Below are 24,407 nucleotides of genomic sequence, written 5' to 3'. Positions count from 1 at the left end.
GGCGCCTCGTCGCGCTGCCGCGCCGCCCCCCGCCCGGCCGCCAGGGCCCGCCGCAGGGCGCGGTCGGCGTGCACGGCCGCGTGCCCGAGTCCGTCCGGCCCGGTGGGGGCGCCGAAGCCGAGGGTCCAGCCGAGCCGGACGGCGGCGGCCGGATCGGGGGCGGCGGGCCCCGGGACGAGGGCCCTCAGCTCGTTGCCCGAGACGTCCAGGTAGGGCGTGCCGAGGGCGGTGCCGAGGGCGGCGACCTGGACGGGGTCGTCGCCGGGTCCCGGCCGGGTGCGCCGCCCCGCGACGACGATCCAGCGGCCGTCCGCGGCGCCGTCCGGCTGCAGCAGGGCGGCGACGTCGGCGGGTGCGGCACCGAGCAGCAGCCGGACGAGGGCGGCGGAGCCGCGGGTGTCGGCGCCGAGGGCGTGCCGGGGGCTGGTGAGCAGCGCGAGCAGGACGGCGGCCACGCCGGTGACCGAACGGTGGACGCTGCTCGGCGGAGTGTCGGCGGCGATGCCGAGGGCGAGGCCGCCCGGCAGGGTGTGGACGGTGAGGTGGCGTCCTTCGAGGTGCTCGGCGGCTGCCGTCGGCGGCGCGATCCGGCCGGGCCGCCCGGCGAGGCGGGCGGCGGTGCGGGCGGCGAGGTCCCGCAGCTGCCGGGGTGCCGGGGCGGCGGGGCGCTCCCCGGCGGCGAAGAGCTCCTGCCCGGAGGCGTCCAGCAGCACCGTCCAGGAGCCGGTGCGCACGGCCAGCTGGTGCAGCACGGCCTGCAGGGCGTCCGGCCGGGCCGCGGCCGAGGCGAGGGCGGACTGCGCCTCGGAGACCAGCCGCAGGTCGCGGCTGCGGGCCTCGGCCATGAACGCGTACGCGGCCCGGTTGACCGCGACGAACGGGGTCGCCGGCGGCACCCGGACCAGCGGCAGCGCATGCCGCTCGCAGGCCTCGACGAGCACGGCGGGCACCTCGTCGTGGACGGGCGCGATGCCGAAGCCGAGCGCCGCGATCCCGGCCGCGGCGACGCTGCGCACGTACGCGTCCACCGCCTCCGCGGTCGGCGGGAAGCGGACGCCCGCCGTCAGCAGCAGTTCGCCGCCCGACAGGTACGGCGCCGGCTCGGGCAGCTCGGTGGTGCCGATGGTGCCGATCAGCCGGTCGTCGCGGGGCCCGGCGATCTGCTCCAGGCCGAGGCCGGGTGCGCCGAGCAGCACCCGCAGCGGCAGGGCGGGCGTACCCGGCTCAGGGGCGCGCGGGGCCGCCGGTACGGGCGGTGCGGACATGCCCAGCCTCCCTCTGATGGACAGTTCCTCCACTCGAAGCATAGAGAATGGACGGATTCGACACTTCAACCGCCCCGGTGCTCCCCCTACCGTTTCAGCACGGGCCGAGGACGCCGCCCAGCGGCGGGCCCGTACCCGTCCCCCCTCCGGCGCCGCGGCCGGCCCCCGTCCGGCCGCGGCAGCCGTCCCCCACGAGCACCCCGGCCCCGCACCCGCAGCGCGGCGGCCGGATCGGAGGACCACATGGCCATCGACTACGTCGTGATGACCTGCTACCTGGCGGGCATCGTCGCCGTCGGCTGGTGGGGCAGGAGGCGCGCCCGCTCCAAGAGCGACTTCCTGGTCGCCGGACGCCGCCTCGGCCCGCTGATGTACACCGGGACGATGGCCGCCGTCGTGCTCGGCGGCGCCTCCACCATCGGCGGGGTGCGCCTCGGCTACACCTACGGCCTGTCCGGCGCCTGGATGGTCTTCGCGATCGGCCTCGGCCTGCTCGCCCTGAGCATCCTCTTCTCCGCCCGGATCGCCCGGCTGAAGGTCTACACCGTCGCCGAGATGCTGTCGCTGCGCTACGGCGACGCGGCCAGCGTCATCTCCGGCGTGGTGATGTGGGTGTACACCCTGATGCTGGCGGTCACCTCCACCATCGCCTACGCCACCGTCTTCGACGTGCTCTTCGACGTGCCGCGCTGGGCGGCCGTGGTGATCGGCGGCACCATCGTCGTCGGCTACTCCGCGCTCGGCGGCATGTGGTCGATCACCCTCACCGACATGGTGCAGTTCGTGGTGAAGTCGATCGGCGTGCTGGTCCTGCTGCTGCCGATCGCCGTCGTCAAGGCCGGCGGCTGGAGCGCCATGGCCGACAAGCTGCCCGACGGCTACCTCTCCTTCGGGTCCATCGGCGGCGAGTCGATCCTCACCTTCGTGCTGATCTACACCTTCGGCATGCTGATCGGCCAGGACATCTGGCAGCGCGTGTTCACCGCCCGCACCGACAAGGTCGCCTCGTACGGCGGCACCGTGGCCGGCGTCTACTGCCTGGTCTACGGCCTCGCCGGCGCCGTGATCGGCATGGCCACCAAGGCCCTGCACCCGCAGCTCGCCGGCGCCGACAGCGCCTTCGCGACCATCGTCAAGACCACCCTGCCGACCGGCGTGAAGGGCCTGGTGCTGGCCGCCGCGCTCTCCGCGATGATGTCCACCGCCAGCGGCGCACTGATCGCCTCCGCGACCGTCGCCAACAACGACATCTGGCAGTGGCTGCGCACCCGCGGCGGCAAGGTCCGCCCGCAGGGCGACGAGCACGACGAGGTCGGCTCCAACCGGCTGGCGATCATCGTCCTGGGCGCCGTCTCCATCGGCCTGGCCTGCCTGCTCGACGACGTCCTCGCGGCCCTCACCGTCGCCTACAACCTGCTGGTCGGCGGCCTGCTCGTGCCGATCCTCGGCGGCCTGGTCTGGCGCCGCGGCAACCTGCCGGGCGCACTCGCCGCGATGACCGCCGGCGGCGTCACGGTGATCACCCTCATGGTGGTCAAGGGCACCCTCGCCAACGAGCCCATCTACTACGGCCTCGGCGCCAGCCTGGTCGCCTACCTGGCCGTCAGCCTGGCCACCCGGCCCACCGACGCCCGCCTGCTGGAGCGCTGGCGCGACCGCCTCGACGGCCGCACCCCGGCCGAGCCCGAGGCCGTCCCCGCCGCCGCCTGACGGCACCCCGCCACCGCACCCACCGACCCTCCCGAGGAATCCATGAGCACCACCGAACCGCGCGGCCCGATCGACTCGTCCCGCGTCCCGCGCTACGCCGGCCCCGCCACCTTCGCCCGGCTGCCCCGCCTGGACGAGGTCGGCCGCGCCGACATCGCCGTGGTCGGCGTCCCGTTCGACACCGGGGTCTCCTACCGGCCGGGCGCGCGGTTCGGCGGAAACGCGATCCGCGAGGCCAGCCGCCTGCTGCGGCCCTACAACCCGGCGCAGGACGCCTCGCCGTTCGCCCTCGCCCAGGTCGCCGACGCCGGCGACGTCGCGGCCAACCCGTTCGACATCAACGAGGCCGTCGACACCGTCGAGGCCGCCGCCCGCGACCTGCTCGCCACCGGCGCCCGGCTGATGACCCTCGGCGGCGACCACACCATCGCCCTGCCGCTGCTGCGCGCCGTCGCCGCCGAGCACGGCCCGGTCGCCCTGCTCCACTTCGACGCCCACCTCGACACCTGGGACACCTACTTCGGCGCCGAGTACACCCACGGCACCCCGTTCCGCCGCGCCGTCGAGGAGGGCATCCTCGACACCTCCGCGCTCAGCCACGTCGGCACCCGCGGCCCGCTCTACGGCCGCCAGGACCTCACCGACGACGAGAAGCTCGGCTTCGGCATCGTCACCTCCGCCGACGTGATGCGTCGCGGCGTCGACGAGGTCGCCCAGCAGCTCCGCGAACGGATCGGCGACCGCCCGCTGTACGTCTCCATCGACATCGACGTCCTCGACCCCGCGCACGCCCCCGGCACCGGCACCCCCGAGGCCGGCGGCCTCACCTCCCGCGAACTCCTGGAGATCCTCCGCGGACTGGCCGGCTGCAACATCGTCTCCGCCGACCTCGTCGAGGTCGCCCCCGCCTACGACCACGCCGAGATCACCTCCGTGGCCGCCTCGCACACCGCCTACGAGCTGACCACCCTGATGGCCCGCCGGATCGCCGAGGAGCGCGCATGACCCACGTCCGCAACGGCGGCGACCTGGTCGTCGAGTCCCTCGCCAACCTCGGCGCCGAGACCGTCTTCGGCCTCCCCGGCCAGCACGCCCTCGGCCTGTTCGACGCCCTGCGCCGCTCCCGGCTGCGCTACGTCGGCCTGCGGGTGGAGAACAACGCCGGCTTCGCCGCCGACGGCTACGCCCGCACCGCCGGAACCGTCGCCCCGCTCCTCCTCTCCACCGGCCCCGGCGCCCTCACCTCGCTCGCCGCCCTCCAGGAGGCCGCCGCCGCCTCCGCACCCGTGCTCGCCGTCTCCTCGCAGATCCCGTCCGCCGGGCTCGGCGGCCGCCGCCGCGGCTACCTGCACGAACTCGTCGACCAGCAGGCCAGCTTCCGCGACGTGGTGAAGTCCGTGCACACCGCGCGCACCGCCTCGCAGATCCCCTCCGCACTCGCCGCCGCCTGGGAGTCCGCCCTCACGGCCCCGTACGGGCCGGTCTGGGTGGAGATCCCGCAGGACGTGCTGCTCGCACCCACCACCGTGCCCCGGGTCACCGGCCTGCGCGCCGAACCCCGCCCGCTCGTCCCACGGGCCGAACTCGTCGCCGAGGCCGCCGTGCTGCTCGCCGAGGCCGCCAACCCGGTGATCCTGGCCGGCGGCGGAGTCGTCCGGGCCGGCGCGACCGACGAACTGCTGCGCCTGGCTGAGCTGTTGCGCGCCCCGGTGGCCAGCACCTTCGGCGCCAAGGGCGCCTTCCCGTGGGAGCACCCGCTCTCCCTGCAGTCCTGGCTGGAGGACCGGCACACCACCGACCTGCTGGAGAACGCCGACGTGCTGTTGGTCGTCGGCTCCGGACTCGGTGAACTCTCCAGCAACTACCACACGTTCGCCCCGCGCGGTCAGCTGATCCAGGTCGAGGCCGACCTCGGCAAGCTGGAGTCCAACCACCCCGCCTTCGGCATCCACGCCGACGCCCGGCTCGCCCTCGCCGCGCTCGCCGACTCCGTCCCCGCACGGGAGCCGGACGGCCGCGCCGAGGCCGTCGCCACCGACCTGCTGAAGAAGGTCCGGGCCCGGATCGACGGCCAGGGGCTGGAGTTGGAGCAGCAGGTGCTGGCCGCCGCGCGGGCCGCACTGCCGGACGAGTCCCCGGCCTTCTTCGACATGACCATCCTCGGCTACTGGGCCTGGTCCGCCTGGGACGCCCGCCGGCCCGGCGCCATGCACTCCGCCCAGGGCGCCGGCGGCCTCGGTTACGGCTTCCCGGCGGCGCTCGGCGCAGCGGCGGCGCTGCCGGGCCGGCCCGTCCTCGCGGTCTCCGGGGACGGCGGCGCGATGTACTCGATCGCCGAACTGGCCACCGCCCGCCAGCACGACCTGGACGTCACCTGGCTGATCGTGGACGACGGCGGTTACGGCATCCTCCGCGAGTACATGAGCGACACCTTCGGCGAGGCCACCGCCACCGAACTCACCCGCCCCGACTTCCTCAAGCTCGCCGAGTCCTTCGGCGTCCCCGCCGTCCCGACCACCCCCGACACCCTCCGGGCCGACCTCACCCAGGCCCTCGCCACCCCCGGCCCCACCGTGGTGGTCCTGCCCGCCCTCCTCCGCATGTTCGCCCCCACCCACCTCTGAGAATCGACGAGGGGCCACATCAGGGGCAAGACCCCCGCGGGGACTGAGCGGGACCACCCCAGGGGCGCGGCCCTTCCCGGGGGTCTGGACGCATCCCGATTGCGCAGTCCCCGCGCCCCAGACGCGGCTCCACCTCATTTCGAATGCTGCCCCGCCCTCGTGAATCCTCCGGCGCCGCTGGGGGGTGTCGCCGTACTGTTCGGAGCATGACCGAATTCAGTGTTCCGATGACCGTCCGCGGCTACGAGACCGACTCCCAGGGCCACCTCAACCAGTCGGTCTACCTGCAGTACGCCGAGCACGCCCGCTGGTGCTACCTCGAGCACGCCGGTATCCGTCAGGCCGACCTGCTGGCGAAGGGCGTCGGTCCCGTCGTGCTGGAGACGACCGTCCGCTACCGGCGCGAGCTGCGGGCCGGCGACGAGGTGGCGGTCAGCTGCCGCTTCGTGTGGGGCGGCGGCAAGACCTTCGGTGTCGAGCAGGCCGTCGTGAAGGCGGACGGCACCCTCGCCGCCGAGGTCACCGGGGTGGGCGGCTTCCTCGACCTGACGGCCCGCCGGCTGGTCGAGGACCCGCGCGAGCCGATGCGGGCGCTGGCCTCCGATCCGGCAGCCCTGGGGCTCTGAGGGGTCACCAGGCCGGGGCCGCCGCCAGCAGCCGGGTACGGACCTGTGCGACGGCGGCCGGTTCCCCGGCCCCGGCCCGTCCGACCAGCCAGGCGGTGTTGATCGGCGGGTCCTCCGGCTCGTACAGCGCGACCAGGGCCCCCGAGGCGAGGTCGGCCGCGCACAGGTAGCGGGGCAGGACGGAGATCCCGGCGCCGCCGGCCACCGCGGCGGCCACCCCGCGCAGGTCGGGCACCACGGCCGCGGCCGGCCCGGCCAGCCGGGTGCCGAACACGTGCCGCCAGTAGCGCCGGGCGATCGGCAGGTCCTCGGCGTACGTGACCAGCGGCACGTCGCGCAGTGCGGCCGGGCCCTCCGCGGCGACCCGTCCGGGACCGATCCTGGCGGCCCAGTCGGGCCCGGCGACCAGGACGAACTCCTCGTCGGCGAGCGGCACGGCGTGCAGCGTCCGCCCGCGCGGCCGGGAGGTGGCGACGACCAGGTCGTAGCGGCCCGTCCGCAGTCCGGCGAGCAGGTCGTCGGTGAGTCCGGCGGTGACGCGCAGCCGCAGTCCGGCGCCGATCAGCGGGGCGAGCGCCGGCATGGCGCAGACGCCGAGGAACTCGGCCGGCCCGGCGAGGTGGACGGGTTCGGCCGGCGTGCCGACGCCCTCGCCGGCGCGGTCGGCCACCGCGGCGAGGGCGTCCAGCGGGGCGGCGACCTCAGCGGCGAGGGCGTCGGCCGCCGGGGTCGCGGCGACCCCGCGCGGCAGCCGTTCGAACAGCAGTCGGCCGAGCTGCTGCTCCAGGGTGCGGATCTGCGCGGTGACGGTCGGTTGCGAGAGCCGCAGCAGCCCGGCCGCGGCGGTGAAGGAGCCGGAGCGGTGCACGGCGAGAAAGGTCCGCAGCAGTCCGAGGTCGAGCGGTCCGGGGGCGTCACCTCTGGGCATGCCCGCAGCCTAGGGCCTGGCCCGGAGCACGGAGCGGCCGCGGCACCCGCCCGGGGTGCCGCGGCCGCTCCGCGAAGGAGCGCTCAGTCCTGCCGGTACACCGCCAGTGCCCAGATGACGAAGATGTCCAGGGCGATGATCACGATGCTCCACAGCGGGTAGTACGGCAGCCACAGGAAGCTCGAGATGAGGCTCAGCGAGGCGACCGCGATGCCCGTGTACCGGGCCCAGGCCATGCCGCGGAGCACGCAGAGCCCGACGAGGGCGACCACGAGGCCCAGGACGATGTGGATCCAGCCCCAGGAGGTCACGTCGAACTTGAACACGTAGTTCGGCGTGGTGACGATCAGCTCGTCCTGTGCGACGGCGACGATCCCCTGGAACAGGTCGAGGAGACCGGTGACCAGCATCACCACGCCGGCGAACAGCACCAGGCCGGTGACCCAGCCGCTGTTCTGACGCGGTGGCAGGCCCCCCGCGGCGGGGCCCGGAGGGACGGAGGTGGAGGCCATGGCGATCTCCCTTTCGGAGACGTGCGGATGTCCCGACCGTCCGTCCGGTTGCCGGGCCGGGCAATCGGGACTGGGCCGTCCGGGTACCGGGGTCGCCGCAGGTGGGGCGGCCCCCGCCCGGTATGGAGTACGCCCGCTGTCGGGCACCGGTGCACGCCCGTAGGGTCCGAGGGAAATGCTGTCGGACGACGCGAGGGGTGCCTCGGTGGCTCTGCACAATGCTCAGGAACCGGCGGCCGACCCGGCCGTCGACATCTTCGCCTCGCCGCTCAGCGAGCGGCCGCTGCCGAAGCGGGCGATGCCGGACTTCCCGGCGCCGCCGTCGGTGGTCTTCCAGCTGCTGCGCAACGAGCTGCTGCTGGACGGCAACGCCGCGCAGAACCTGGCGACCTTCTGCACGACGTGGGCGGACGACGAGGTCCGCCGGCTGATGGACCTGTGCCTGGACAAGAACATCGTCGACAAGGACGAGTACCCGCAGACCGCGGAGATCGAGTCGCGGTGCGTGAACATCCTCGCCGACCTGTGGCACGCGCCCGCCGGCGCCGACGGGGCCAACGCGGTCGGCTGTTCGACCACCGGCTCCAGCGAGGCCGCGATGCTGTGCGGGCTGGCGCTGAAGTGGCGGTGGCGGGAGAGGCGGCGTGCGGCCGGGCAGTCGACCGAGCGTCCGAACCTGGTGTGCGGGCCGGTGCAGGTGTGCTGGGAGAAGTTCGCCCGGTACTTCGACGTGGAGCTGCGGCAGGTGCCGGTGGAGCCGGGTGCGACCGGTCTGCAGCCGCACCAGCTGCGCGAGTACGTGGACGAGAACACCATCGGCGTCGTCGCGATCCTCGGCGTCACCTACACCTGCACCTACGAGCCGGTCGCGGAGATCGCCGCGGAGCTGGACCGGCTGCAGGTGGAGACCGGTCTCGACGTCCCGCTGCACGTGGACGCCGCCTCGGGCGGGTTCATCGCGCCGTTCCTGCACCGCGACCTGGTGTGGGACTTCCGCCTGCCGCGGGTGTGCTCGATCAACTCCTCCGGACACAAGTACGGCATGGCGCCGCTCGGTGTCGGCTGGGCGCTCTGGCGGGACCAGGACGCCCTGCCGGACGACCTGGTCTTCCACGTCGACTACCTCGGCGGCGACATGCCGACCCTGGCCCTGAACTTCTCCCGCCCGGGCGGACAGGTCGTCACCCAGTACTTCATGTTCCTGCGGCTCGGCCGCGAGGGGTACCGGCGGGTCTACCAGGCGTGCGCGGACACCGCGCAGCACCTCGGCCGGCAGGTCGCCGAGATGGGCCCCTTCACCCTGCTGTACGACGGTGTGGGTGCGCTGCCGGCGGTCTCCTGGACGCTCACCGACCCGGACTCGGTCAGCTGGAGCCTGTACGACCTCTCCGACCTGCTGCGGATGCGCGGCTGGCAGGTGCCCTCGTACCCGTTGCCGCCGGACCGCCAGGAGACGGTCATCCAGCGGGTCCTGGTCCGGCACGGCGTCGACCGCGACGAGATCGAGCTGCTCGCCGAGGACATGCGCCGGGCCATCAAGCGGCTCGAACAGGGACATCCGCACGAGGGTGAGCGCGTCGGTTTCCACCACTGAGTACGGTGGGGTCGGGGGTCGGGACGAGCGAACGGGAGGCCGATGGTGGCGGGCGACGACGGGTTCGACAGGTACCGGCCCAGTCCGGTCGGCGAGATGCTGCGGGACCGGCCGCCGATGGCCCGCGAACTGCCGCTCTTCGACCCCGACCTGGCACCGGCCGAGCCGGGACCGCTCTTCGTGGACTGGCTCGTGCAGGCCCTGGAAGCAGGGGTGCTCGATCCGCAGGTGATGACACTCTCGACGGTCGACGCGGACGGTGTGCCGGACGCCCGGGCACTGGTGCTGCGGGACGTGGACGCGGCCGAGGGCGCCTGGCTGTTCGCCGCCGAGGCGGACAGTCCGAAGGGCCGTCAGCTGGCGCTCAGCCCGATGGCCGCGCTCAGCGTGTACTGGCCGCTGGTCGGCCGCCAGGTCCGCGTCCGCGGCTCGGTCGAGGCCGCCCCGCCGGCCGTCTCGGCGGAGGAGTTCCGCGGGCGCTCGCCCGGTGCCCGGGTCGCCTCGCTGGTCGGGCGGCAGAGCGAGCCGCTCGGCTCGCTCGCCGCGTACGACCTGGCGGCCGACGAGGCCCAGCTACTGCTGGACACCGACCCGGAGCTGGTGGCCGCCGGGCACACCGTGTACATCCTGCGGGCCGCCGAGGTCGAGTTCTGGCAGGGCGACCCGAGCCGGCGGCACGTCCGGCTGCGGTACACCCGCACCGGCCTCGGCACCGGCAGGGTCGCCTGGACCAGCACCCTGCTCTGGCCGTGAGGCCTTCGGTGTCGCCGCCCCGTGTGCCGTTGACGAACGTCAGACCGCCCGGTGGACGATGCGGCCGGCGACGGTGGTCAGGAGGACCGGGGCTTCGGCCAGTTCGTCGGCGGGGGCGGTGACCGGGTCGACGGCGAAGGCGGTGAGGTCGGCGCGCAGGCCCGGGGCGATCCGGCCGGCGACGGACTGTGCGCCGACGGCCCGGGCCGCGTGGGTGGTGCAGCCCTCCAGGGCCATCAGGCCGGTGAGGGCCTGGTCGGGCCGGACGGGGGCGGTGTCCGGGGCGCCTGCGGGGCGGCGCAGCCGGGCCGCGGCGAGCACCCCGCGGGGGTCGTAGCCGGCGATGGGCCAGTCGGAGCCGAGCACCAGGACGGCGCCGGCCTCTCGCAGGTCGCGGCAGCGCCAGGCGCGGTCGGCCCGTTCGTCGCCGAGCCGCAGGGACCAGGCGTCGGTGTGGTCGGCCCGGGTGTAGCCGGTGTGGCCGGGCTGTATGGAGGCGGCGACGCCGAGCGCCGCGAAGCGCGGCAGCTGGCTGTCCGGGACGGTCTCGATGTGTTCGATCCGGTGCCGGCCCTGGGACACCGCGCTGACCGCCTGGGCCCGCTCCTACCGGGCGGCCTTCGCCGCGCACCCCCGCACCATCCCGCTGCTGACCCTGTCACCCGTCCGGGAACCGCGGGTGTTGACGTCCTACGAGCAGGCGGTCGGGCTCCTTGACGAGGCCGGCTTCGCGCGGCCGGACGTCATGCCGGTGCTCACCGCGCTGGAGAACCTCGTCCTCGGCTCCGCCCTCGACCTGGCCGCCCCCGAGACCATGTGGGAGGTCGGCGACGAGTCCGCCACCCCCCGGCTCGCCGCCGCCCTCGCGGCCAGCCCCGCCCCGCGCGCCGACGCGGCCTTCGAGTTCGCGCTGGCCGGCTTCGTCGAGCACTGCCGCCGGCTGCTGGGCGGCTGAGCCCGGACGTGCCGGGAGGGGTGCGGCGCGCTCCCGCGCACCGCACCCCTCCCGTTGCGGCGGACCGTCAGGCCGCCGTGCCGGCCAGCACCCGGTCGGCCGGGTCCGGCTCCGGCGCGGCCGCCGGGACGGGCCGCCGCAGGCCCTTCAGCAGGATCACCAGTCCCGCGGTGACCACCGTGCCCGCCGCGATCGCCACCAGGTACAGCACCGGGCTGCCGATCAGCGGCAGCACCCAGATGCCGCCGTGCGGCGCCCGCAGGGTCGAGCCGAAGGCCATCGTCAGACCGCCCGCGACCATGCTGCCCGCCATCGCCGAGGGGATGACCCGCAGCGGGTCGGCCGCCGCGAACGGGATCGCGCCCTCGGTGATGAACGAGGCCCCGAGCACCCAGGCCGCCTTGCCGTTCTCCCGCTCCTCGCGGGTGAACAGCCGCCGCCGCACCGTCGTCGCCAGGGCCAGGCCCAGCGGCGGGGTCATGCCGGCCGCCATCACCGCGGCCATCACCTTCAGGCTGCCAGCGTCCGGGACCGAACCCGCCGTGGTCAGCGCACCGGCCGCGAAGGTGTACGCCACCTTGTTGAGCGGGCCGCCCATGTCGAAGGCCATCATCGCGCCCAGCAGCAGGCCGAGCAGGATCGCGTTGGTGCCCGACAGGCTGTTCAGCCAGTCCGTCAGCCCCTTCATCGCGGAGGCGATCGGCGAGCCCAGCACCACGAACATCAGGAAGCCGACCGCGGCCACCGACAGCAGCGGGATCACCACCACCGGCATGATCCCGGCGATCGCCCGCGGCACCTTCCACCCCGTCATCCAGCGCACCAGCAGGCCCGCGATCAGGCCGGTGACGATGCCGCCGAGGAAGCCCGCGCCGACCGTCACCGAGACCGCGCCGCCGACGATGCCCGCGGCCAGCGCCGCCCGGTCCGCGATCGCGTACGCGATGAACCCGGAGAGGATCGGCACCAGGAAGGCGAAGGCCGCGGCGCCGGTCTGGAAGAGCAGCGCCGCCCAGCTCTGCTGGGACGTCCAGTCGAAGTGGCCGACCACCGAGGGTGCCGAGGAGATCCTGTACCCGCCGATCGCGAAGCCCAGCGCGATCAGCAGACCGCCCGCCGCGACGAACGGGATCATGTAGCTGACACCCGTCATCAGGTAGCCGCGCAGCCGCTTCGCCCAGTGCTCCCGGCGCTGCGCCGGCGCCGTGGCCGGGGCCGGCGCCACGGTACGGGCGGGCGCGGCGGCGGCGAGCGCGACCGCCTCAGCGACCAGCTCGTCCGCCCGGTTGACGCCGGCCTTCACCCCGGTGTCGACCATCGGCAGGCCGGCGAACCGGGCCCGGTCGCGGACCTCCACGTCGTGGGCCAGGATCACCGCGTCCGCCGCGGCGATCACCGCCGGGTCCAGCGGGGTCGAGCCCGCCGAGCCCTGGGTCTCCACGTGGATGGTGGCCCCGGCCCGGGCCGCCGCCTGCTCCAGCGCCCGGGCTGCCATGTAGGTGTGCGCGATGCCGGTCGGGCAGGAGGTCACGGCGACCAGCCGCGGGCCGCCCGCCGGCGGTGCCGGGGTGGGTGCGGGCGCCGGTGCGGCGGTCGCCGCGGGCTCCGGCGAGGGGGCCGGCTCCTCGTCGTTGACCAGGGCGGCGACCGCGCTCGGGTCGGTGGCCGAGCGCAGTGCCCCGGTGAACTCCGGGTCCATCAGCCGCCGGGCCAGCGAGGCCAGGATCTGCAGGTGGGCGTCGTCCGCGCCGTCCGGGGCGGCGATCATGAAGACCAGGTCGGCCGGGCGGCCGTCCGGGGCGGCGAAGTCCAGCCCGCGGGTGCTGCGCCCGAAGGCCAGGCTCGGCCGGGTGACGTGGGCCGAGCGGCAGTGCGGGATGCCGATCCCGTCGCCCAGGCCGGTCGGCGCCTGCGCCTCGCGGGCGGCCACGTCGGCGAGGAAGCCGTCGAGGTCGGTGACCCGGCCCTCGGCCGCCAGCCGCTGGGCCAGGGCGCGGAGGGCCTCCGCCTTGTCGTCGGGGGCGAGGTAGAGATCCACGAGCGCAGGTGTGATCAGTCTGCCGTTGTCGCTCATCGTGTCGGTCCTTCACCAGTCGTGCACAGGTGCGTGGTCGGTTCCTGTTGCCCCCAGGTCCTTCCGGTCGGCCGTCCGGGACGGCCGGTGCGCATCTGCGGCCCTCGCGGCCGCGCGTGGTTCAGCGGCCCAGCGGCAGCTCCCGCGGTACGTCGGCGGTCACCGTGACGGTGTCCGGTTCCAGGTCGGCCGGGATCGGCATGACGCTGCCCGGCAGCCGGACGGCCGCCGCGCCGTGCGCCAGCGCGGAGGCCAGCGCCTTCGGCCCGCTGCCGCCGGCACCGAGGAAGCCGGCCAGCGAGGCGTCGCCGGCGCCGACGTCGCTGCGGACCTCGCTCACCGGCGCCGTGCCGTACCAGGCACCCTCCTCGGCGACCAGCAGCATGCCGTCCGCACCCAGGCTGGCCAGCACCTGCTGGGCGCCGAGCTCGCGCAGCCGGTGGGCCGCGTCGAGGGCCGCGCCGAGGGTGGCGACCGGTCGGCCGACCGCCTCGGCGAGTTCCTCGAGGTTGGGCTTGACCACGTCGGGGCCGGCCGCCAGCGAGGCCAGCAGCGCGGGGCCCGAGGTGTCCACGGCGATCCGGGCGCCGCCGAGGTGGGCCTCGGCGACCAGGTCGGCGTACCACTCGGGCGCCAGGCCGCGGGGCAGGCTGCCGCAGCAGGCCAGCCAGTCCACGTCCGCTCCGGCGGCCTGCCGGCGGACCGCGGTGAGCAGGGCCGCGGACTCCTCCGCGGTCAGCTGCGGCCCCGGCGCGTTGATCTTGGTGAGCGGGCTGTTCCGCTCGACGATCGACACGTTGATCCGGGTGTCGCCGGCGACCGGGACGGCCGCCACGTCGATGTCCTGATGGTGCAGCAGCTCCGCCAGCAGCCGTCCGGGCGCGCCGCCGAGCGGCAGCACGGCGGCCGTGCGGTGGCCGGCGGCGGTGAGCGCGCGGGCCACGTTCACGCCCTTGCCACCCGGGTCCAGCCGGTCCCCGGTGGCCCGGTTGACCTCGCCGAGGGCGAGCTCGGGCAGCTCGTAGGTGCGGTCGAGGCTGGGATTGGGGGTGATGGTGACGATCATGCGCGGATCACTTCCGGTCCGAGTTCTTCGATCTCTGCGGCCTGCCGGTCGGTCAGTCCGGTGTCGGTGACCAGGACGTCGACCTGCTCCAGCGAGCCGAACCGGGCGAAGTGCCGGGTGCCGTACTTCGAGGAGTCCGCGACCAGCACGATCCGGCGCGCCCCGGCGACCATGGCCCGCTTCACCGCGGCCTCGGCGAGGTCCGGGGTGGAGAGGCCGCCCTCCGGCGAGAAGCCGTTGGTGGCGACCACGGCAACGTCGGCGTGGACGTCCGCCAGCGCGCGCAGCGCCCAGTCGTCGACCGCGGCGTGGGTGCGGTGCCGCAGCCGGCCGCCGACCAGGTGCAGCGAGAGCGAGGGGTGGTCGGCCAGGCGGGCCGCGACCGGCAACGCGTTGGTGACCACGGTCAGCGTGCTGTCCGCGGGCAGCAGCGCCGCGAGCCGGGAGACGGTGGTGCCGGCGTCCAGCAGCACGCTGCCCTCGGCGGGCAGCAGGGCCAGCGCGGCGCGGGCGATCCGCTCCTTCTCGTCGGCGGCCGTCGAGTCCCGTTCGGCGAGGCCGGGCTCCAGGTGCAGCGCCCCGGCGGGCAGGGCGCCGCCGTGTACGCGGCGCAGCAGTCCGGCCCGGTCGAGGGTGCTGAGGTCGCGCCGGATGGTCTCCTGCGTGACGTTGAACTCCTCGGCGAGCGAGGGGACGTCGACGCGGCCCCTGGTCTGGGCGAGCTGCAGGATCTGCTGCTGGCGCTCGGGAGCGTACATGTGGGATCGGGTCCGTTCATGTCTGTTTACGCCTGGTTGACTCCGACGATACGCCCCGGCCCCGGAAAAGCAAGAGTCCGAACATGTGGGATTTTCGCCCGATTGCGTTGACATGCCGAGTGAACCGGGCGTAAAACCAAATGAAACCCACCCGGTGACGGGTGCGTGACCACCCCGACCGCCCGGTACCCGCGGCCCGCCCCCACCGCCGGTACCGGGCCCGCGGCCCCGACCCGGACCATCCGATCGGGCAACCCGGACGCACCCCGTGAACCCGAAGGACACCCCCATGCCCCAGCTCCAGGTCACCGTCGGCTCGCAGAGCGGCCTGCACGCCCGACCCGCCTCCCTCTTCGTCCAGGCCGCCGCCCGGCACAGCGTCAGGGTCGGCGTCGGCCGCCCCGGCCAGACCCCGGTGGACGCCCGCAGCCTGCTCTCCGTCCTCGCGCTCGCCGCCGGCCACGGCGACACCCTGGAACTCACCGCCGACGGCGAGGAGACCGCCGCCCGCGCCGCCCTCGACGAACTCGCCGCCGTGCTCGCCGACGACCTGGACGCCGTCCGGTGACGGCCGCCCCGCTGCACGGCATCGGCGTCGGCCGCGGCAGCGCCGCCGGGCCGGTCGCCCGGGCCGCTCCGTCCCCCGCACTGCCGCCGGCCCGCCCGGTCACCGACCCGGCCGCCGAGGGCGCCGCCGTCCGGACCGCCCTCGGCGCCGTCGTCGCCGACCTGGAGGCCCGCGCCGCCCGGGCCGACGGCGCCGCCGCGGACGTGCTCACCGCCCAGGCGATGATCGCCGCCGACCCGGTGCTCGCCGACCGGGCCACCGAGCTCGTCGCCGCCGGCACCGACGGCCCGCACGCGGTCACCGCCGCCTATGACGGCTTCCGGGACGCCCTGCTCGCCGCGGGCGGCTACTTCGCCGAACGCGCCGCCGACCTCGACGACCTCCGCGACCGCGCGGTGGCCCGGCTGCTCGGACTGCCGATGCCCGGCCTGCCCGACCCCGGGCACCCGTACGTCCTGGTCGCCGACGACCTCGCGCCCGCCGACACCGCCGAACTCGACCCCGCGCAGGTCCTCGCGCTGGTCACTGTCCGCGGCGGCCCCACCAGCCACACCGCGATCCTCGCCAAGGCCCTCGGCCTGCCCGCCGTCGTCGGCTGCCCCGGCGCGGCCGGGCTGCGGGACGGGCAGAGCGTGCTCGTGCTCGCCGCCGACGGTGTCGTCCACCCCGACCCGGCGCCGCAGGCCCTCCGGTACGCGGCCGAGCAACAGCGGGCCCGCCGGGACCGCGCCGCCGGCAGCTCGGGGCCGGGCCGCACCGCGGACGGGCACCCGGTGGCCCTGCTGGTCAACCTCGGAGCCGCCCACGAACTCGCCGCCGCGGCCACCGCCGACTCCGAGGGCGTCGGCCTCTTCCGCACCGAGTTCCTCTACCTCGACCGGGCCGAGGCCCCCGGCGCCGCCGAGCAGACCGCCGCCTACCGCGCCGTCTTCGAGGCCTTCGCCGGGCGCCGCGTCACCGTCCGCACCCTCGACGCCGGCGCCGACAAACCGCTGCCCTTCGCCACCGCCGCCGACGAGGAGAACCCCGCCCTCGGCGTGCGCGGCCTGCGGACCGCGACCCGCGACCCGCAGCTGCTGGAGACCCAGCTCGCCGCGATCGCGGCGGCCGCCCGCGGCAGCGGCGCGGACGTGCGGGTGATGGCCCCCATGGTGTCGCTTCCCGCCGAGGCCGCGGCCTTCGCCGAACGGGTCCGCGCCCACGGCCTCGCCCACGCGGGCGCCATGGTCGAGGTGCCGGCCGCCGCGCTGCGCGCCGGACGGCTCGCCGAGGTCTGCGACTTCCTCAGCATCGGCACCAACGACCTCGCCCAGTACGCCTTCGCCGCCGACCGCACCCTCGGCGCCCTCGCCGACCTGCTCGACCCCTGGCAGCCGGCCCTGCTCGACCTGGTCGCGGCCACCGCGGAGGGCGCCGCCGACCACGCCGTCCCGGTCGGCGTCTGCGGGGAGGCCGCCGCCGACCCTGACCTCGCGCTCGTCCTCGTCGGCCTCGGCGTCACCGGGCTCTCCACCGCACCCGCCTGCCTCCCCGAGGTCCGCGCCGCGCTCGCCGCGCACACGCTCGCCGACTGCCGCCGCCTCGCCGGGCTCGCCCGCAGCGCCCCGGACGCGGCGACGGCGCAAGAACGCGTGCGCGGGGCCCTGCGGACGGCCGGAGGCTGACCCGGCCCGTCGACCGGGTACCGCGTCCCACCGGATTCCGCACGGATGTCCGGACGGGCTGGCAGACTGGCCGCTCCGACCGCGGGGGAGAGGAGCCGGCCCATGGTGGGGAGCGCTGCGGACGGTACCGGTGGGAGCCCGGCCCGCCGTCAACTGGCCTTCGTGGAGGAGGAGGTGCGCAGCCAGCTGCGGATCCGTACCCGGCGGCGGGACGCGGACCGCAGGCGCGCGTTCGGTCTGCAGATCTCCACGGTGAGCCTGTCGGCGGTGATCACCGTGCTGCTGGGCGTCCAGGTGGGCGAGCCCGCCCGGCAGTGGCTGTCGGACGTCGCTCTCGGCCTCGGCGCGGCGATCACCGTGCTCGCCGCCTGGCAGGCCTTCTTCTCGCACCGTGCGCTCTGGCTGCAGCGCTCCGACACCGTGCACCGGCTGACCGCGCTGGAGCGACGGCTCGTCTTCCACCGCGCCGGGCTGGCCGAGGCCGAGCCCGATCCGGCGCAGGTGGCGGAGTTCCTCGCCGCGTACGAGGAGATCGTCCAGGCCGACCACGACTCCTGGACACGGGTGCGCAGCGCCGCCGACCCGCAGGTCGCCCTGCCGCCCGGCCCGGTGCCGCCGCAGGGATCCGAGCTGCCGGCCGTCCGTCAGGAGCGCTCCGCCTGAGCGGCAGTGAGCCCGGGGCGGCGGTCGGCGCGGCTCAGCGGTCGGCGCCGATCCGGACGGCCAGGTGCTCGGGCAGCGGGTACGGGGGCTCGGCCGGGATCAGTGCGTCGGCGAGGTCGGCGCGGCCGTCGCGGACGAGTGCCCGGGCCTCGTGCGCCAGGGCGGTCGCATCGGTGATGCCGAGGATCCAGTCGTCGACGTAGCCGGCCACCGCCCGCCCGGACAGGCCGAGTTGCAGGGCGCGGTGCTCCAGGGCGCCGAGCCGGGTGGAACGTTCCGGGTCCCACTGCACCCGGACGGGGCTGGTCGCCAGGTCCGCACGCCACTCCTCCGCCGTGGCGTGGCAGCGCCGGTCGTGGTGGCTGGGGCAGGCCACGGCGAGGGCCTGCTCGAAACCGTCCCGGCTGATCCGGACGGCCAGCACCCGCTCCTGGCCCGGCTTGGACGCCCAGCCCGAGCGGTACATCATCCAGCGGAACGAGGGCTTGATCCAGGTCATCCGCTCCCGCTTGAACGGCGGCACGAAGGTGCCCGCCGCCAGAGCCGCCTCCGCGATCTCCACCGGGTAGGCCTGGTAGACGGTCAGGCTCCGCTCGTCGTGGTCGGCCCGGACGGCGCGGAACGGCTGATCGGTCACTCGGACTCCAGGGTGGTGCGCGGACATCCCGCGGAGCCTACGGGCGGAGCCCGCGCCGGTCACCCCGATTTCGGCCGGTCCGCGACAGCCGGCCGATCTCGGCGGCCGGGTGGCCGCCGCCGGCCGCGCACCACCAGACAGCGGCGCCGCAGTGCCGGACGGCGTGCAGCCCGAGTCCGTGGTCGGGGCAGAGCGGCTGGACCCGGCGGTCGCGCTCCAGCAGGCTCTCCTGGACGTGGGCGGCGACGGCCGCCGCCGCGGTGGCCGGATCGCTGCCGGCGGAGACGGGCAGGCCGCCGCCGTGCAGCCGGCCGCCCGCGAGGACGACGCCGGCGGAGGGCGGGTACCAGCCCTGCTGGACGACCAGCCGGGCCTCCGGGTCGGGGAGGTCGCGCAGGACGGTCTCCAGTGCCCGGCGGAGCGTCTCCAGGCGCTCGGGAAGCAGGTCGAAGCCGGGCTCGAACCCGGCCTCGGCGAGCAGCCGTGCGGCGAGGGCGGCGAGTTCGGACGGCAGCACGTCGGCCGGCCGGCGCTCCACCGCCTCGCGCACCGCCGGGCCCGCGTGGCCGAGGTCCAGCAGTGCGCAGCCGAGCGCGGCCGCGTCGGCCGCCGCCAGGGGCCCCTCGCCCCGCAGGCCGCGGTGCAGCCGGACGCAGAGCGCCTCGACGGGATCGGCGACCGCGCTCAGCGGGCCGACGCCCAGTGGGCCGGGCGGTCGAGGCCGGCCGGCAGGCGGGTCGCGGCGTTGCCGCGGGCGGCGTTGACCTGCGACTGGGTGAGGAAGACCGCGCCGGTGAGGTCGGCACCGCTCAGGTCGGCGTCCCGCAGGTCGGCCCCGATGAGGTCGGCGCTGCGCAGGTCGGCGCGGCTGAGGTCGGCGGCGATCAGCAGCGCGCCGCGGAGGTTGGCGCCGCGCAGGTTCGCGCCCCTCAGGCGGGCGCCCATCAGGTCGGCGCCGCGGTGGTTGCGGGTACGGCCGGGCACGCCGGCCCGGACGAGCTCGCCGACCCGCAGCAGCAGGGTGTTGACCTCCTGGCGGAGCGCCGGGACGTCCAGTGCGGTGATCTCCTCGGCGGTGCCGAGGGTGAGCCGCTCGGTGGCGTCGAAGGCGCGCTGCAGCTCGGGGTGGACGGGACGGGCGGCGGGCAGGGCGAGGCCCTCGGCGAGGTAGTGCAGCAGCTCCTGCAACTGCCGCAGCACCGGGAACACCGTGAACATCCGCCGGGCCGAGCGCGGGTCCTGCCGCCAGTCCTCGCCGCCGAAGGTGATCTGCGAGACCTTCTGGCCCGCGCCGAAGCACTCGAAGACGGTGCAGCCCCGGTAGCCCTGCTCCCGCAGCCGGGTGTGGATGCCGCAGCGGAAGTCGGCCTGCAGGTTGGTGCAGGGCGTGCCGGCGTCCTTGGTGGCGGCGAAGTCCGAGGAGGCGGCGAACGGCAGGGCCACGCAGCACAGGCCGAAGCAGCGCGAGCAGTCGGACCGCAGGTCGGGGCGGTCCGGGGCGGGCGCGGGGGAGGGCTGCCGGCTGGCCAACGTGCGTCGTCTCCTCGGTGCGGACGTGGTCGGTACCCGGCCATTCTCGCCGATCGGACCCGCAGCCTTGAACCGGTCACCCGAACACCCGGGCCGGTCACTCCTCGTCGAGGAAGACCTGGAGCTGCTTGAGCTTGCCGGTGGTGGAGACGACGGCGGTGACGGGCTGCTTGCCGCCCGCCCCCGCCCTGCGTGCGGCCTGGACGAACTTCTCCAGTTCGTCGAAGGTCAGGTTCTTCGAGGCCCCGCTGAACTTCAAGGGAACTGTCATACCGTCATTGTGCGCGGGGTCGGTCGCGGGCAGTCGGTGGCCGAGGCGCGTGTCGGGCACGTGTGTTGGGTGCGGATGCCGGCTTCACTCCCCGTACAGGGCCGCGAGCCGGGGAAGGCGCCGCACGGTCTCCTCCTCGTCGTCGAAGTCCCAGCCGAAGGCGATCTCCGGGTAGGCGATCGTGTAGCAGTCGCCGGACATCTGCTCGCCGGTGGCGGCGAGATGGGCGTCCCAGGCCAGGCCGAGCGTGTGCTCGCACTCCAAGTCCTCGTGCTTCGCGGCTGCTTCGCGGACGGACGGCAGCTCGGCGAGCGAGTCCGGCCCGGCGACGGCCCGCTCGAAGACCTCGCGTCCCTGGACGATCAGCCAGCCGCGGAAGTAGTCGAAACCGTCGTCCGAGCAACCGCCGTTGATCAGATACGCGGCACCCCACAGGTCGCCGCGGTACGACTCCGCCATCAGGTCCCACAGCAACTGCTGTGCGGCGAGGATCTCCTGCCGGGCCCGGGCGGCGAGCAGGGCGGTGGCCCGCCCGACGACGGCCTCGGCGTCGTCCGGGTCCGGCCGGCGGGCTGCTTCGATCAGGTCCCAGAACTGCTGCTTGTCCATGTCCCGGAGCATGCCGTACCGCTCTGACAGGCCCGCCCCGACGCGGTCAGCCGGCGGCCAGCGCCGCGCCGATCAGGGCGGCCGTCTCGCGGGCGTGCGCCTCGTCGCGGTAGCGCGTCCGGGGCCAGAAGAAGCCGCGCAGGCCGTCCTTGGGATTGCGCGGCACCACGTGGACGTGCAGGTGCGGCACCGACTGGCTGATCCGGTTGTTCTCGGCGACGAAGCTCCCCGCCGCCGCCATCGCCGACTCGACCGCCGCCGCGATCCGCTGCACGCGGGCGAAGTACGGCCCGATCTCCTCCGGCAGCAGGTCGGTCAGGGTCGGCACGTGCCGCCGCGGCACCACCAGCACGTGGCCGGGGAACAGCGGACGGTGGTCCAGGAAGGCGACCGCGGCCTCGTCCTCGAACACCCGGTGGGTGTCCGCCTCGCCGGCCACGACCGCGCAGAAGATGCAGCTCATGCCGGTGATTGAAGGGCATCCGACAGGCGGGCGGCGGCAGGGTCGACGGCGTGTCGCATCCGGTCGTACGCCGGGTCGACGGTGCCGAACAGCCGGTCCCACGCAGTGGTGTAGAAACCGAAGTTCACGCCCGGGTCGAGGTGGTGGCCGACGTGGAACATCGGCAGCGCCACCCAGCGGAACACCGGCCGGCGGCGGATCCGTGCGGGCAGCGGCTCCACCCCGAGGTGGCCGAGCAGGCCGAACACCAGGTTGAGCAGGACGAACCCGCCGACGGCGAGTGCCGACAGCTCCCACACCGTCATGATCGCCAGCCAGGCACCGCCGAACCCCATCGCCTCCAGCGGGTGCAGCACGAACAGCGTCGACGGCCGCGGATCCGGGTAGCGGTGGTGGAGCTCGTGGGCGAGCCGGTAGAGCCGGCGCCGGTGCGCGATCCAGTGCGCCGCGTACGCCAGCACGTCCATGACCAGGGTGAACGCCAGGAGTTCGAGCAGGACCCGCGGCCCCGTCGAGGCCGAGAGGGTGATCAGGCCCGCCTTCCACAGCACCCACCCGGCCACCCCCACACCGCTGTTGATCAGCAGGGCGACCACCGTCAGCGCGACCTCCGCACCGGTCACCGGGCCGGGCGCCGGGGCCACCCGGCGGTCCCCGTACCGCCGCACCAGTACCTGCCCGGCGGCCACCGCCGTGCCGAACAGCGCCATGTTGAGCAGCAGCGCCCCCGCCACCACCTCGCCCGTGCCCAGCCGGGCGGCCCACCCCAGGAATCCGTCCACCGCCCCAGCCTGCCACGGGGCGCCGACGCACGGGAGCCTGTGAGCGGCGGTCACAGGATGATCGCCTGTCTGGCTGCCCCCATCGGCACCGGCACACGATGGCCCGGCCGTTGTCCGTTCCGTGACGTTCCGAAAGGGCGTGAGAAGCCGTGACCAGTGTGTCCGCGTCGCCGCCGAGTGCCGAGCCGGCGGCGCAGCCGTTCGACCGGCTGCGCTATGCCGGGGTGTTCCTGCTGCTCTTCCTGTTCGGCACCGAGACCTTCCTGGTCTCGCCGCTGCTGCCGACGATCGCCGACTCGATCCGCGTCGGCGAGGCCGCCGCGGCCTCCAGCGTCACCGCGTACGTGCTGGTGTACGCGGTGGCCGCACCCTTCCTCGGGCTGCTCAGCGACCGGTTCGGACGGCGGCGCACGCTCGTCGTCGGGACCCTGCTGTTCGTCCTGTCCAACGCCGCGGCGGCGCTCTCCACCGGACTGACCCTGCTCGTCCTCTCCCGCGCGGTCGCCGGACTGGCGGCCGCCGCGGCCGGACCGGCGATCTGGGCGCACATCGCGGAGACCGCGCCGGACGCCGTCCGTGGCCGCGCACTCGGCCTCGGCATGGCGCTGTTCTCGGCCGGCCAGGTCGTCGGCGTGCCGCTCGGCGGGTTCCTGGCCGGCCTGGCCGGGTGGCGCTCGGCGTTCTGGGCGCTCGCGGTCGGGACGGCCGCCGCCGTGCCGCTGCTGCTGAAGCAGGTCGCGGCGGGGGAGAGTAAGGCGCCGGCGGGCGGGCGTGCCAGTGCGGTACGGGCCGTGCTCGCCGGCTGGGCCGATCCCGCGCTGCGGCGGGCGCTGCTGGTCAACACCGTCTTCCACGCGGCGAACCTCGGTGCGTACACCTTCCTCGGGGCGGTGCTGGTGCAGCGGTTCGACCTGTCGGTGGAGGCGCTGGGACTGGTCGGTGTGCTGGTCGGCGCCGGCAGCGTCGTCGGGTCGCTGCTCGGCGGGCGGCTCGGGGACCGGGCACGGGCCGCAGGGCGGGACGGCCTGCCGCTGCTGCCGCTGTGGGGGCTGCTGCTGGCGGCCGGCATCGGGCTGGCGGTCGGCGGGCCGGGGATCGTCCTCGCGCTCGTCGGGGTGGCGGTGTGGTTCCTCGCCTCCGGCGGCTTCGTGACCGACCAGCAGACGCTGGCCGGGACGGTCGCCCCGGAGCTGCGGGCCACCTCCAGTGCCTGGCTGACCTCGACGATGTACGCGGGCACGGGGGTCGGGGCCTGGGCGGTGGGGGTCTTCGTGGACGTCTCGGTGGGGGCGGCCGTGGTGGGGATCGGGCTGGCACTGCTGGCAGCGGCGGGGGGATGGGCGGTGCGGCGGCAGCGGTAGCGGTGGGGGCGCTGAGGCGCGCCTTGCTCCGTCGGTGCCGTGTCCGGCCGTGCTCGGCAGGGTCACCCGTCCCGGACCTCGCAGTTCTCCCCCACTCGTCGGGTCAGCCCGCGCGGCGGAGGGGGCGGTCGGTGAGGGTCGTCATGCGGGTGCGGGCGGCGGGGTCGGCGGGGGTGAAGAGGAGGACGAGGGCGGTCGGGTCGTCGACCGGGTGGAAGGACGAGAGGGTGAGTCGGATCGGGCCGATGCCGGCCGGTTCGACGGTGACCGTGCGGGCCGTGAGCTCCGCCACGGAGTGGCATCCCCACCAGTGGCGGAGCTCCGGTGCGTCGGCGTCCAGGTGGCGGTAGACCTCGTCGGTGCGGGGGTCGGAGAGGGCGGGGCCGGCCTGGGCGCGGAAGTGCTGGAAGACGTTCATGGCGAGCGGTTCCCAGTCGTGCAGGACGCCGCGGAGCCGGCCGTCGGCCGCCATCAGCCACATGAGGTTGCGGCGGTCGGCGGGGACGGCCTCGGGCGGGCCCCAGAGCGCGGACCAGGCGGCGTTCCAGCCGAGCAGGTCGAAGTGGCGGTCGAGCAGGGCGGCCGGGCTGGCCGGCCAGGAGTCGAGGACGGGTCGGACGGCCGCGGCGAGCCCCTCGCGGTCGGCGGCGTCCGCCGGCCCGGGCGACTCGTGGTAGCCGGCGAGGCGCAAGGCGTGGCGCAGTCCGGCGGCGTCGAGACGCAGCGCGCGGGCGACCGCCTCCAGCACCTGCCGGGAGGCGGTGACCCGGCCCTGTTCCAGCCAGGTGTACCAGGCGAGGCCGACGCCGGAGAGCGAGGCGACCTCCTCGCGGCGCAGCCCGGGGGTGCGGCGGCGGGCGGTGGCGGTGAGGCCGACGTCGACGGGCTTGAGGAGCTCGCGGTGGGCGCGGAGGAAGGCGCCGAGTTCCTGGCTCGCGGCGGGAGTTGACACGTGGGGCTCCTCGGGCGGAGACGGTGCGGTCGGGAACAGCGT

General features: G+C 75.3%; 24 protein-coding genes and 2 pseudogenes. 11 read left to right on the top strand and 15 right to left on the bottom strand.

What is annotated here, in order from left to right; translation table 11 throughout:
* A partial coding sequence (locus KSNIM_RS10355; RefSeq protein ID WP_263102940.1) for a PucR family transcriptional regulator ligand-binding domain-containing protein occupies positions 1–1,265 on the bottom strand: 1,265 nt, incomplete at its 3' end.
* A gap of 243 nt (positions 1,266–1,508) precedes the next feature.
* On the opposite strand from KSNIM_RS10355, the gene KSNIM_RS10350 reads away from it, so the two are divergent.
* From KSNIM_RS10350 to KSNIM_RS10335, 4 genes are all read left to right on the top strand, one after another.
* Positions 1,509–2,975: a sodium:solute symporter gene (locus tag KSNIM_RS10350; protein ID WP_263102939.1), complete on the top strand. Its 1,467-nt coding sequence runs from the start codon at positions 1,509–1,511 to the stop codon at positions 2,973–2,975.
* A gap of 42 nt (positions 2,976–3,017) precedes the next feature.
* Positions 3,018–3,980: an agmatinase gene (gene speB / locus KSNIM_RS10345; protein WP_263102938.1), complete on the top strand. Its 963-nt coding sequence runs from the start codon at positions 3,018–3,020 to the stop codon at positions 3,978–3,980.
* Positions 3,977–5,599 carry a thiamine pyrophosphate-binding protein gene (locus KSNIM_RS10340; protein ID WP_263102937.1) on the top strand — a complete coding sequence of 541 codons (1,623 nt, stop codon included), beginning with the start codon at positions 3,977–3,979 and terminating at the stop codon, positions 5,597–5,599. Before speB ends, KSNIM_RS10340 begins: the two co-directional genes overlap by 4 nt.
* Positions 5,600–5,805: 206 nt before the next feature.
* Positions 5,806–6,225, top strand: a complete 420-nt coding sequence (locus KSNIM_RS10335; protein WP_263102936.1) for an acyl-CoA thioesterase — start codon at positions 5,806–5,808, stop codon at positions 6,223–6,225.
* 4 nt (positions 6,226–6,229) lie between these two features.
* Here the strand turns inward: KSNIM_RS10335 and KSNIM_RS10330 are convergent, their stop codons facing one another.
* Together KSNIM_RS10330 and KSNIM_RS10325 are read right to left on the bottom strand one after the other, a co-directional pair.
* Positions 6,230–7,153 carry a LysR family transcriptional regulator gene (locus KSNIM_RS10330; RefSeq protein WP_263102935.1) on the bottom strand — a complete coding sequence of 308 codons (924 nt, stop codon included), beginning with the start codon at positions 7,151–7,153 and terminating at the stop codon, positions 6,230–6,232.
* 83 nt (positions 7,154–7,236) lie between these two features.
* The gene (locus KSNIM_RS10325; RefSeq protein WP_263102934.1) at positions 7,237–7,665 is read right to left on the bottom strand and encodes a hypothetical protein; all 429 of its coding nucleotides are present in this window, start codon (positions 7,663–7,665) and stop codon (positions 7,237–7,239) included.
* A gap of 205 nt (positions 7,666–7,870) precedes the next feature.
* Between KSNIM_RS10325 and KSNIM_RS10320 the strand changes: the two genes are divergently transcribed.
* Positions 7,871–9,259, top strand: coding sequence for a glutamate decarboxylase (locus KSNIM_RS10320; RefSeq protein WP_411543687.1), 1,389 nt, complete (start codon positions 7,871–7,873; stop codon positions 9,257–9,259).
* Between the two features lie 42 nt (positions 9,260–9,301).
* Positions 9,302–10,012, top strand: coding sequence for a pyridoxal 5'-phosphate synthase (locus KSNIM_RS10315; RefSeq protein ID WP_263102933.1), 711 nt, complete (start codon positions 9,302–9,304; stop codon positions 10,010–10,012).
* Positions 10,013–10,051: 39 nt separating this feature from the next.
* Here the strand turns inward: KSNIM_RS10315 and KSNIM_RS10310 are convergent.
* A pseudogene (locus tag KSNIM_RS10310) lies at positions 10,052–10,588 on the bottom strand (amidohydrolase family protein); the annotation flags it as partial.
* On the opposite strand from KSNIM_RS10310, the pseudogene KSNIM_RS10305 reads away from it, so the two are divergent.
* Positions 10,578–10,967 (top strand): annotated as a pseudogene (locus tag KSNIM_RS10305) (TetR/AcrR family transcriptional regulator C-terminal domain-containing protein); the annotation flags it as partial. The pseudogenes KSNIM_RS10310 and KSNIM_RS10305 sit on opposite strands and share 11 nt — an antisense overlap.
* Before the next feature lie 67 nt (positions 10,968–11,034).
* Here the strand turns inward: KSNIM_RS10305 and KSNIM_RS10300 are convergent.
* The 3 genes from KSNIM_RS10300 to KSNIM_RS10290 form a co-directional block, all read right to left on the bottom strand.
* Positions 11,035–13,041 (bottom strand): fructose-specific PTS transporter subunit EIIC, encoded by a 2,007-nt coding sequence (locus KSNIM_RS10300; protein ID WP_263102932.1) that lies wholly within the window; start codon positions 13,039–13,041, stop codon positions 11,035–11,037.
* Between the two features lie 121 nt (positions 13,042–13,162).
* The gene (gene pfkB, locus KSNIM_RS10295; RefSeq protein WP_263102931.1) at positions 13,163–14,107 is read right to left on the bottom strand and encodes a 1-phosphofructokinase; all 945 of its coding nucleotides are present in this window, start codon (positions 14,105–14,107) and stop codon (positions 13,163–13,165) included.
* Entirely contained in the window at positions 14,104–14,865 is a 762-nt protein-coding gene (locus tag KSNIM_RS10290; RefSeq protein ID WP_263102930.1) for a DeoR/GlpR family DNA-binding transcription regulator, read from the bottom strand. The genes pfkB and KSNIM_RS10290 overlap by 4 nt, the downstream gene beginning before the upstream one ends.
* Positions 14,866–15,154: 289 nt before the next feature.
* Between KSNIM_RS10290 and KSNIM_RS10285 the strand changes: the two genes are divergently transcribed.
* From KSNIM_RS10285 to KSNIM_RS10275, 3 genes are all read left to right on the top strand, one after another.
* Complete coding sequence (locus KSNIM_RS10285) at positions 15,155–15,433, top strand: HPr family phosphocarrier protein (protein ID WP_263102929.1); 279 nt, start codon at positions 15,155–15,157, stop codon at positions 15,431–15,433.
* Entirely contained in the window at positions 15,430–17,097 is a 1,668-nt protein-coding gene (locus KSNIM_RS10280) for a phosphoenolpyruvate--protein phosphotransferase (RefSeq protein WP_263102928.1), read from the top strand. Before KSNIM_RS10285 ends, KSNIM_RS10280 begins: the two co-directional genes overlap by 4 nt.
* A 102-nt stretch (positions 17,098–17,199) precedes the next feature.
* Positions 17,200–17,760 carry an SLATT domain-containing protein gene (locus tag KSNIM_RS10275; protein ID WP_263102927.1) on the top strand — a complete coding sequence of 187 codons (561 nt, stop codon included), beginning with the start codon at positions 17,200–17,202 and terminating at the stop codon, positions 17,758–17,760.
* A gap of 34 nt (positions 17,761–17,794) precedes the next feature.
* Here KSNIM_RS10275 and KSNIM_RS10270 read toward each other — a convergent pair whose 3' ends face one another.
* The 7 genes from KSNIM_RS10270 to KSNIM_RS10240 form a co-directional block, all read right to left on the bottom strand.
* The gene (locus KSNIM_RS10270; RefSeq protein WP_263102926.1) at positions 17,795–18,397 is read right to left on the bottom strand and encodes a DUF4291 domain-containing protein; all 603 of its coding nucleotides are present in this window, start codon (positions 18,395–18,397) and stop codon (positions 17,795–17,797) included.
* A gap of 37 nt (positions 18,398–18,434) precedes the next feature.
* Positions 18,435–18,935 (bottom strand): hypothetical protein, encoded by a 501-nt coding sequence (locus KSNIM_RS10265; protein ID WP_263102925.1) that lies wholly within the window; start codon positions 18,933–18,935, stop codon positions 18,435–18,437.
* A 146-nt stretch (positions 18,936–19,081) separates the two neighbouring features.
* A complete protein-coding gene (locus tag KSNIM_RS10260) occupies positions 19,082–19,927 on the bottom strand; it encodes a pentapeptide repeat-containing protein (protein WP_263102924.1) in 846 nt (281 codons plus the stop codon).
* Between the two features lie 97 nt (positions 19,928–20,024).
* Entirely contained in the window at positions 20,025–20,198 is a 174-nt protein-coding gene (locus KSNIM_RS10255) for a hypothetical protein (RefSeq protein WP_263102923.1), read from the bottom strand.
* An 84-nt stretch (positions 20,199–20,282) separates the two neighbouring features.
* The gene (locus tag KSNIM_RS10250) at positions 20,283–20,807 is read right to left on the bottom strand and encodes a DUF4240 domain-containing protein (RefSeq protein WP_263102922.1); all 525 of its coding nucleotides are present in this window, start codon (positions 20,805–20,807) and stop codon (positions 20,283–20,285) included.
* Between the two features lie 46 nt (positions 20,808–20,853).
* The gene (locus KSNIM_RS10245; RefSeq protein ID WP_263102921.1) at positions 20,854–21,270 is read right to left on the bottom strand and encodes an HIT family protein; all 417 of its coding nucleotides are present in this window, start codon (positions 21,268–21,270) and stop codon (positions 20,854–20,856) included.
* Positions 21,267–22,052: a sterol desaturase family protein gene (locus KSNIM_RS10240; protein WP_263102920.1), complete on the bottom strand. Its 786-nt coding sequence runs from the start codon at positions 22,050–22,052 to the stop codon at positions 21,267–21,269. The genes KSNIM_RS10245 and KSNIM_RS10240 overlap by 4 nt, the downstream gene beginning before the upstream one ends.
* Positions 22,053–22,201: 149 nt before the next feature.
* Here KSNIM_RS10240 and KSNIM_RS10235 point away from each other — a divergent pair, with 149 nt between their 5' ends.
* Positions 22,202–23,413, top strand: a complete 1,212-nt coding sequence (locus KSNIM_RS10235) for an MFS transporter (RefSeq protein WP_263102919.1) — start codon at positions 22,202–22,204, stop codon at positions 23,411–23,413.
* A 103-nt stretch (positions 23,414–23,516) separates the two neighbouring features.
* Here KSNIM_RS10235 and KSNIM_RS10230 read toward each other — a convergent pair whose 3' ends face one another.
* Complete coding sequence (locus KSNIM_RS10230; RefSeq protein ID WP_263102918.1) at positions 23,517–24,365, bottom strand: helix-turn-helix domain-containing protein; 849 nt, start codon at positions 24,363–24,365, stop codon at positions 23,517–23,519.
* Positions 24,366–24,407 lie beyond the last annotated feature (42 nt).

Origin of the sequence: Kitasatospora sp. DSM 101779 (genome assembly GCF_025655475.1) — a bacterium.
In the GTDB taxonomy this organism is placed as follows: Bacteria; Actinomycetota; Actinomycetes; order Streptomycetales; family Streptomycetaceae; genus Kitasatospora.
Note: the sequence above shows the minus strand (reverse complement) of the source record. Positions and strands in the feature narration are given on the sequence as shown.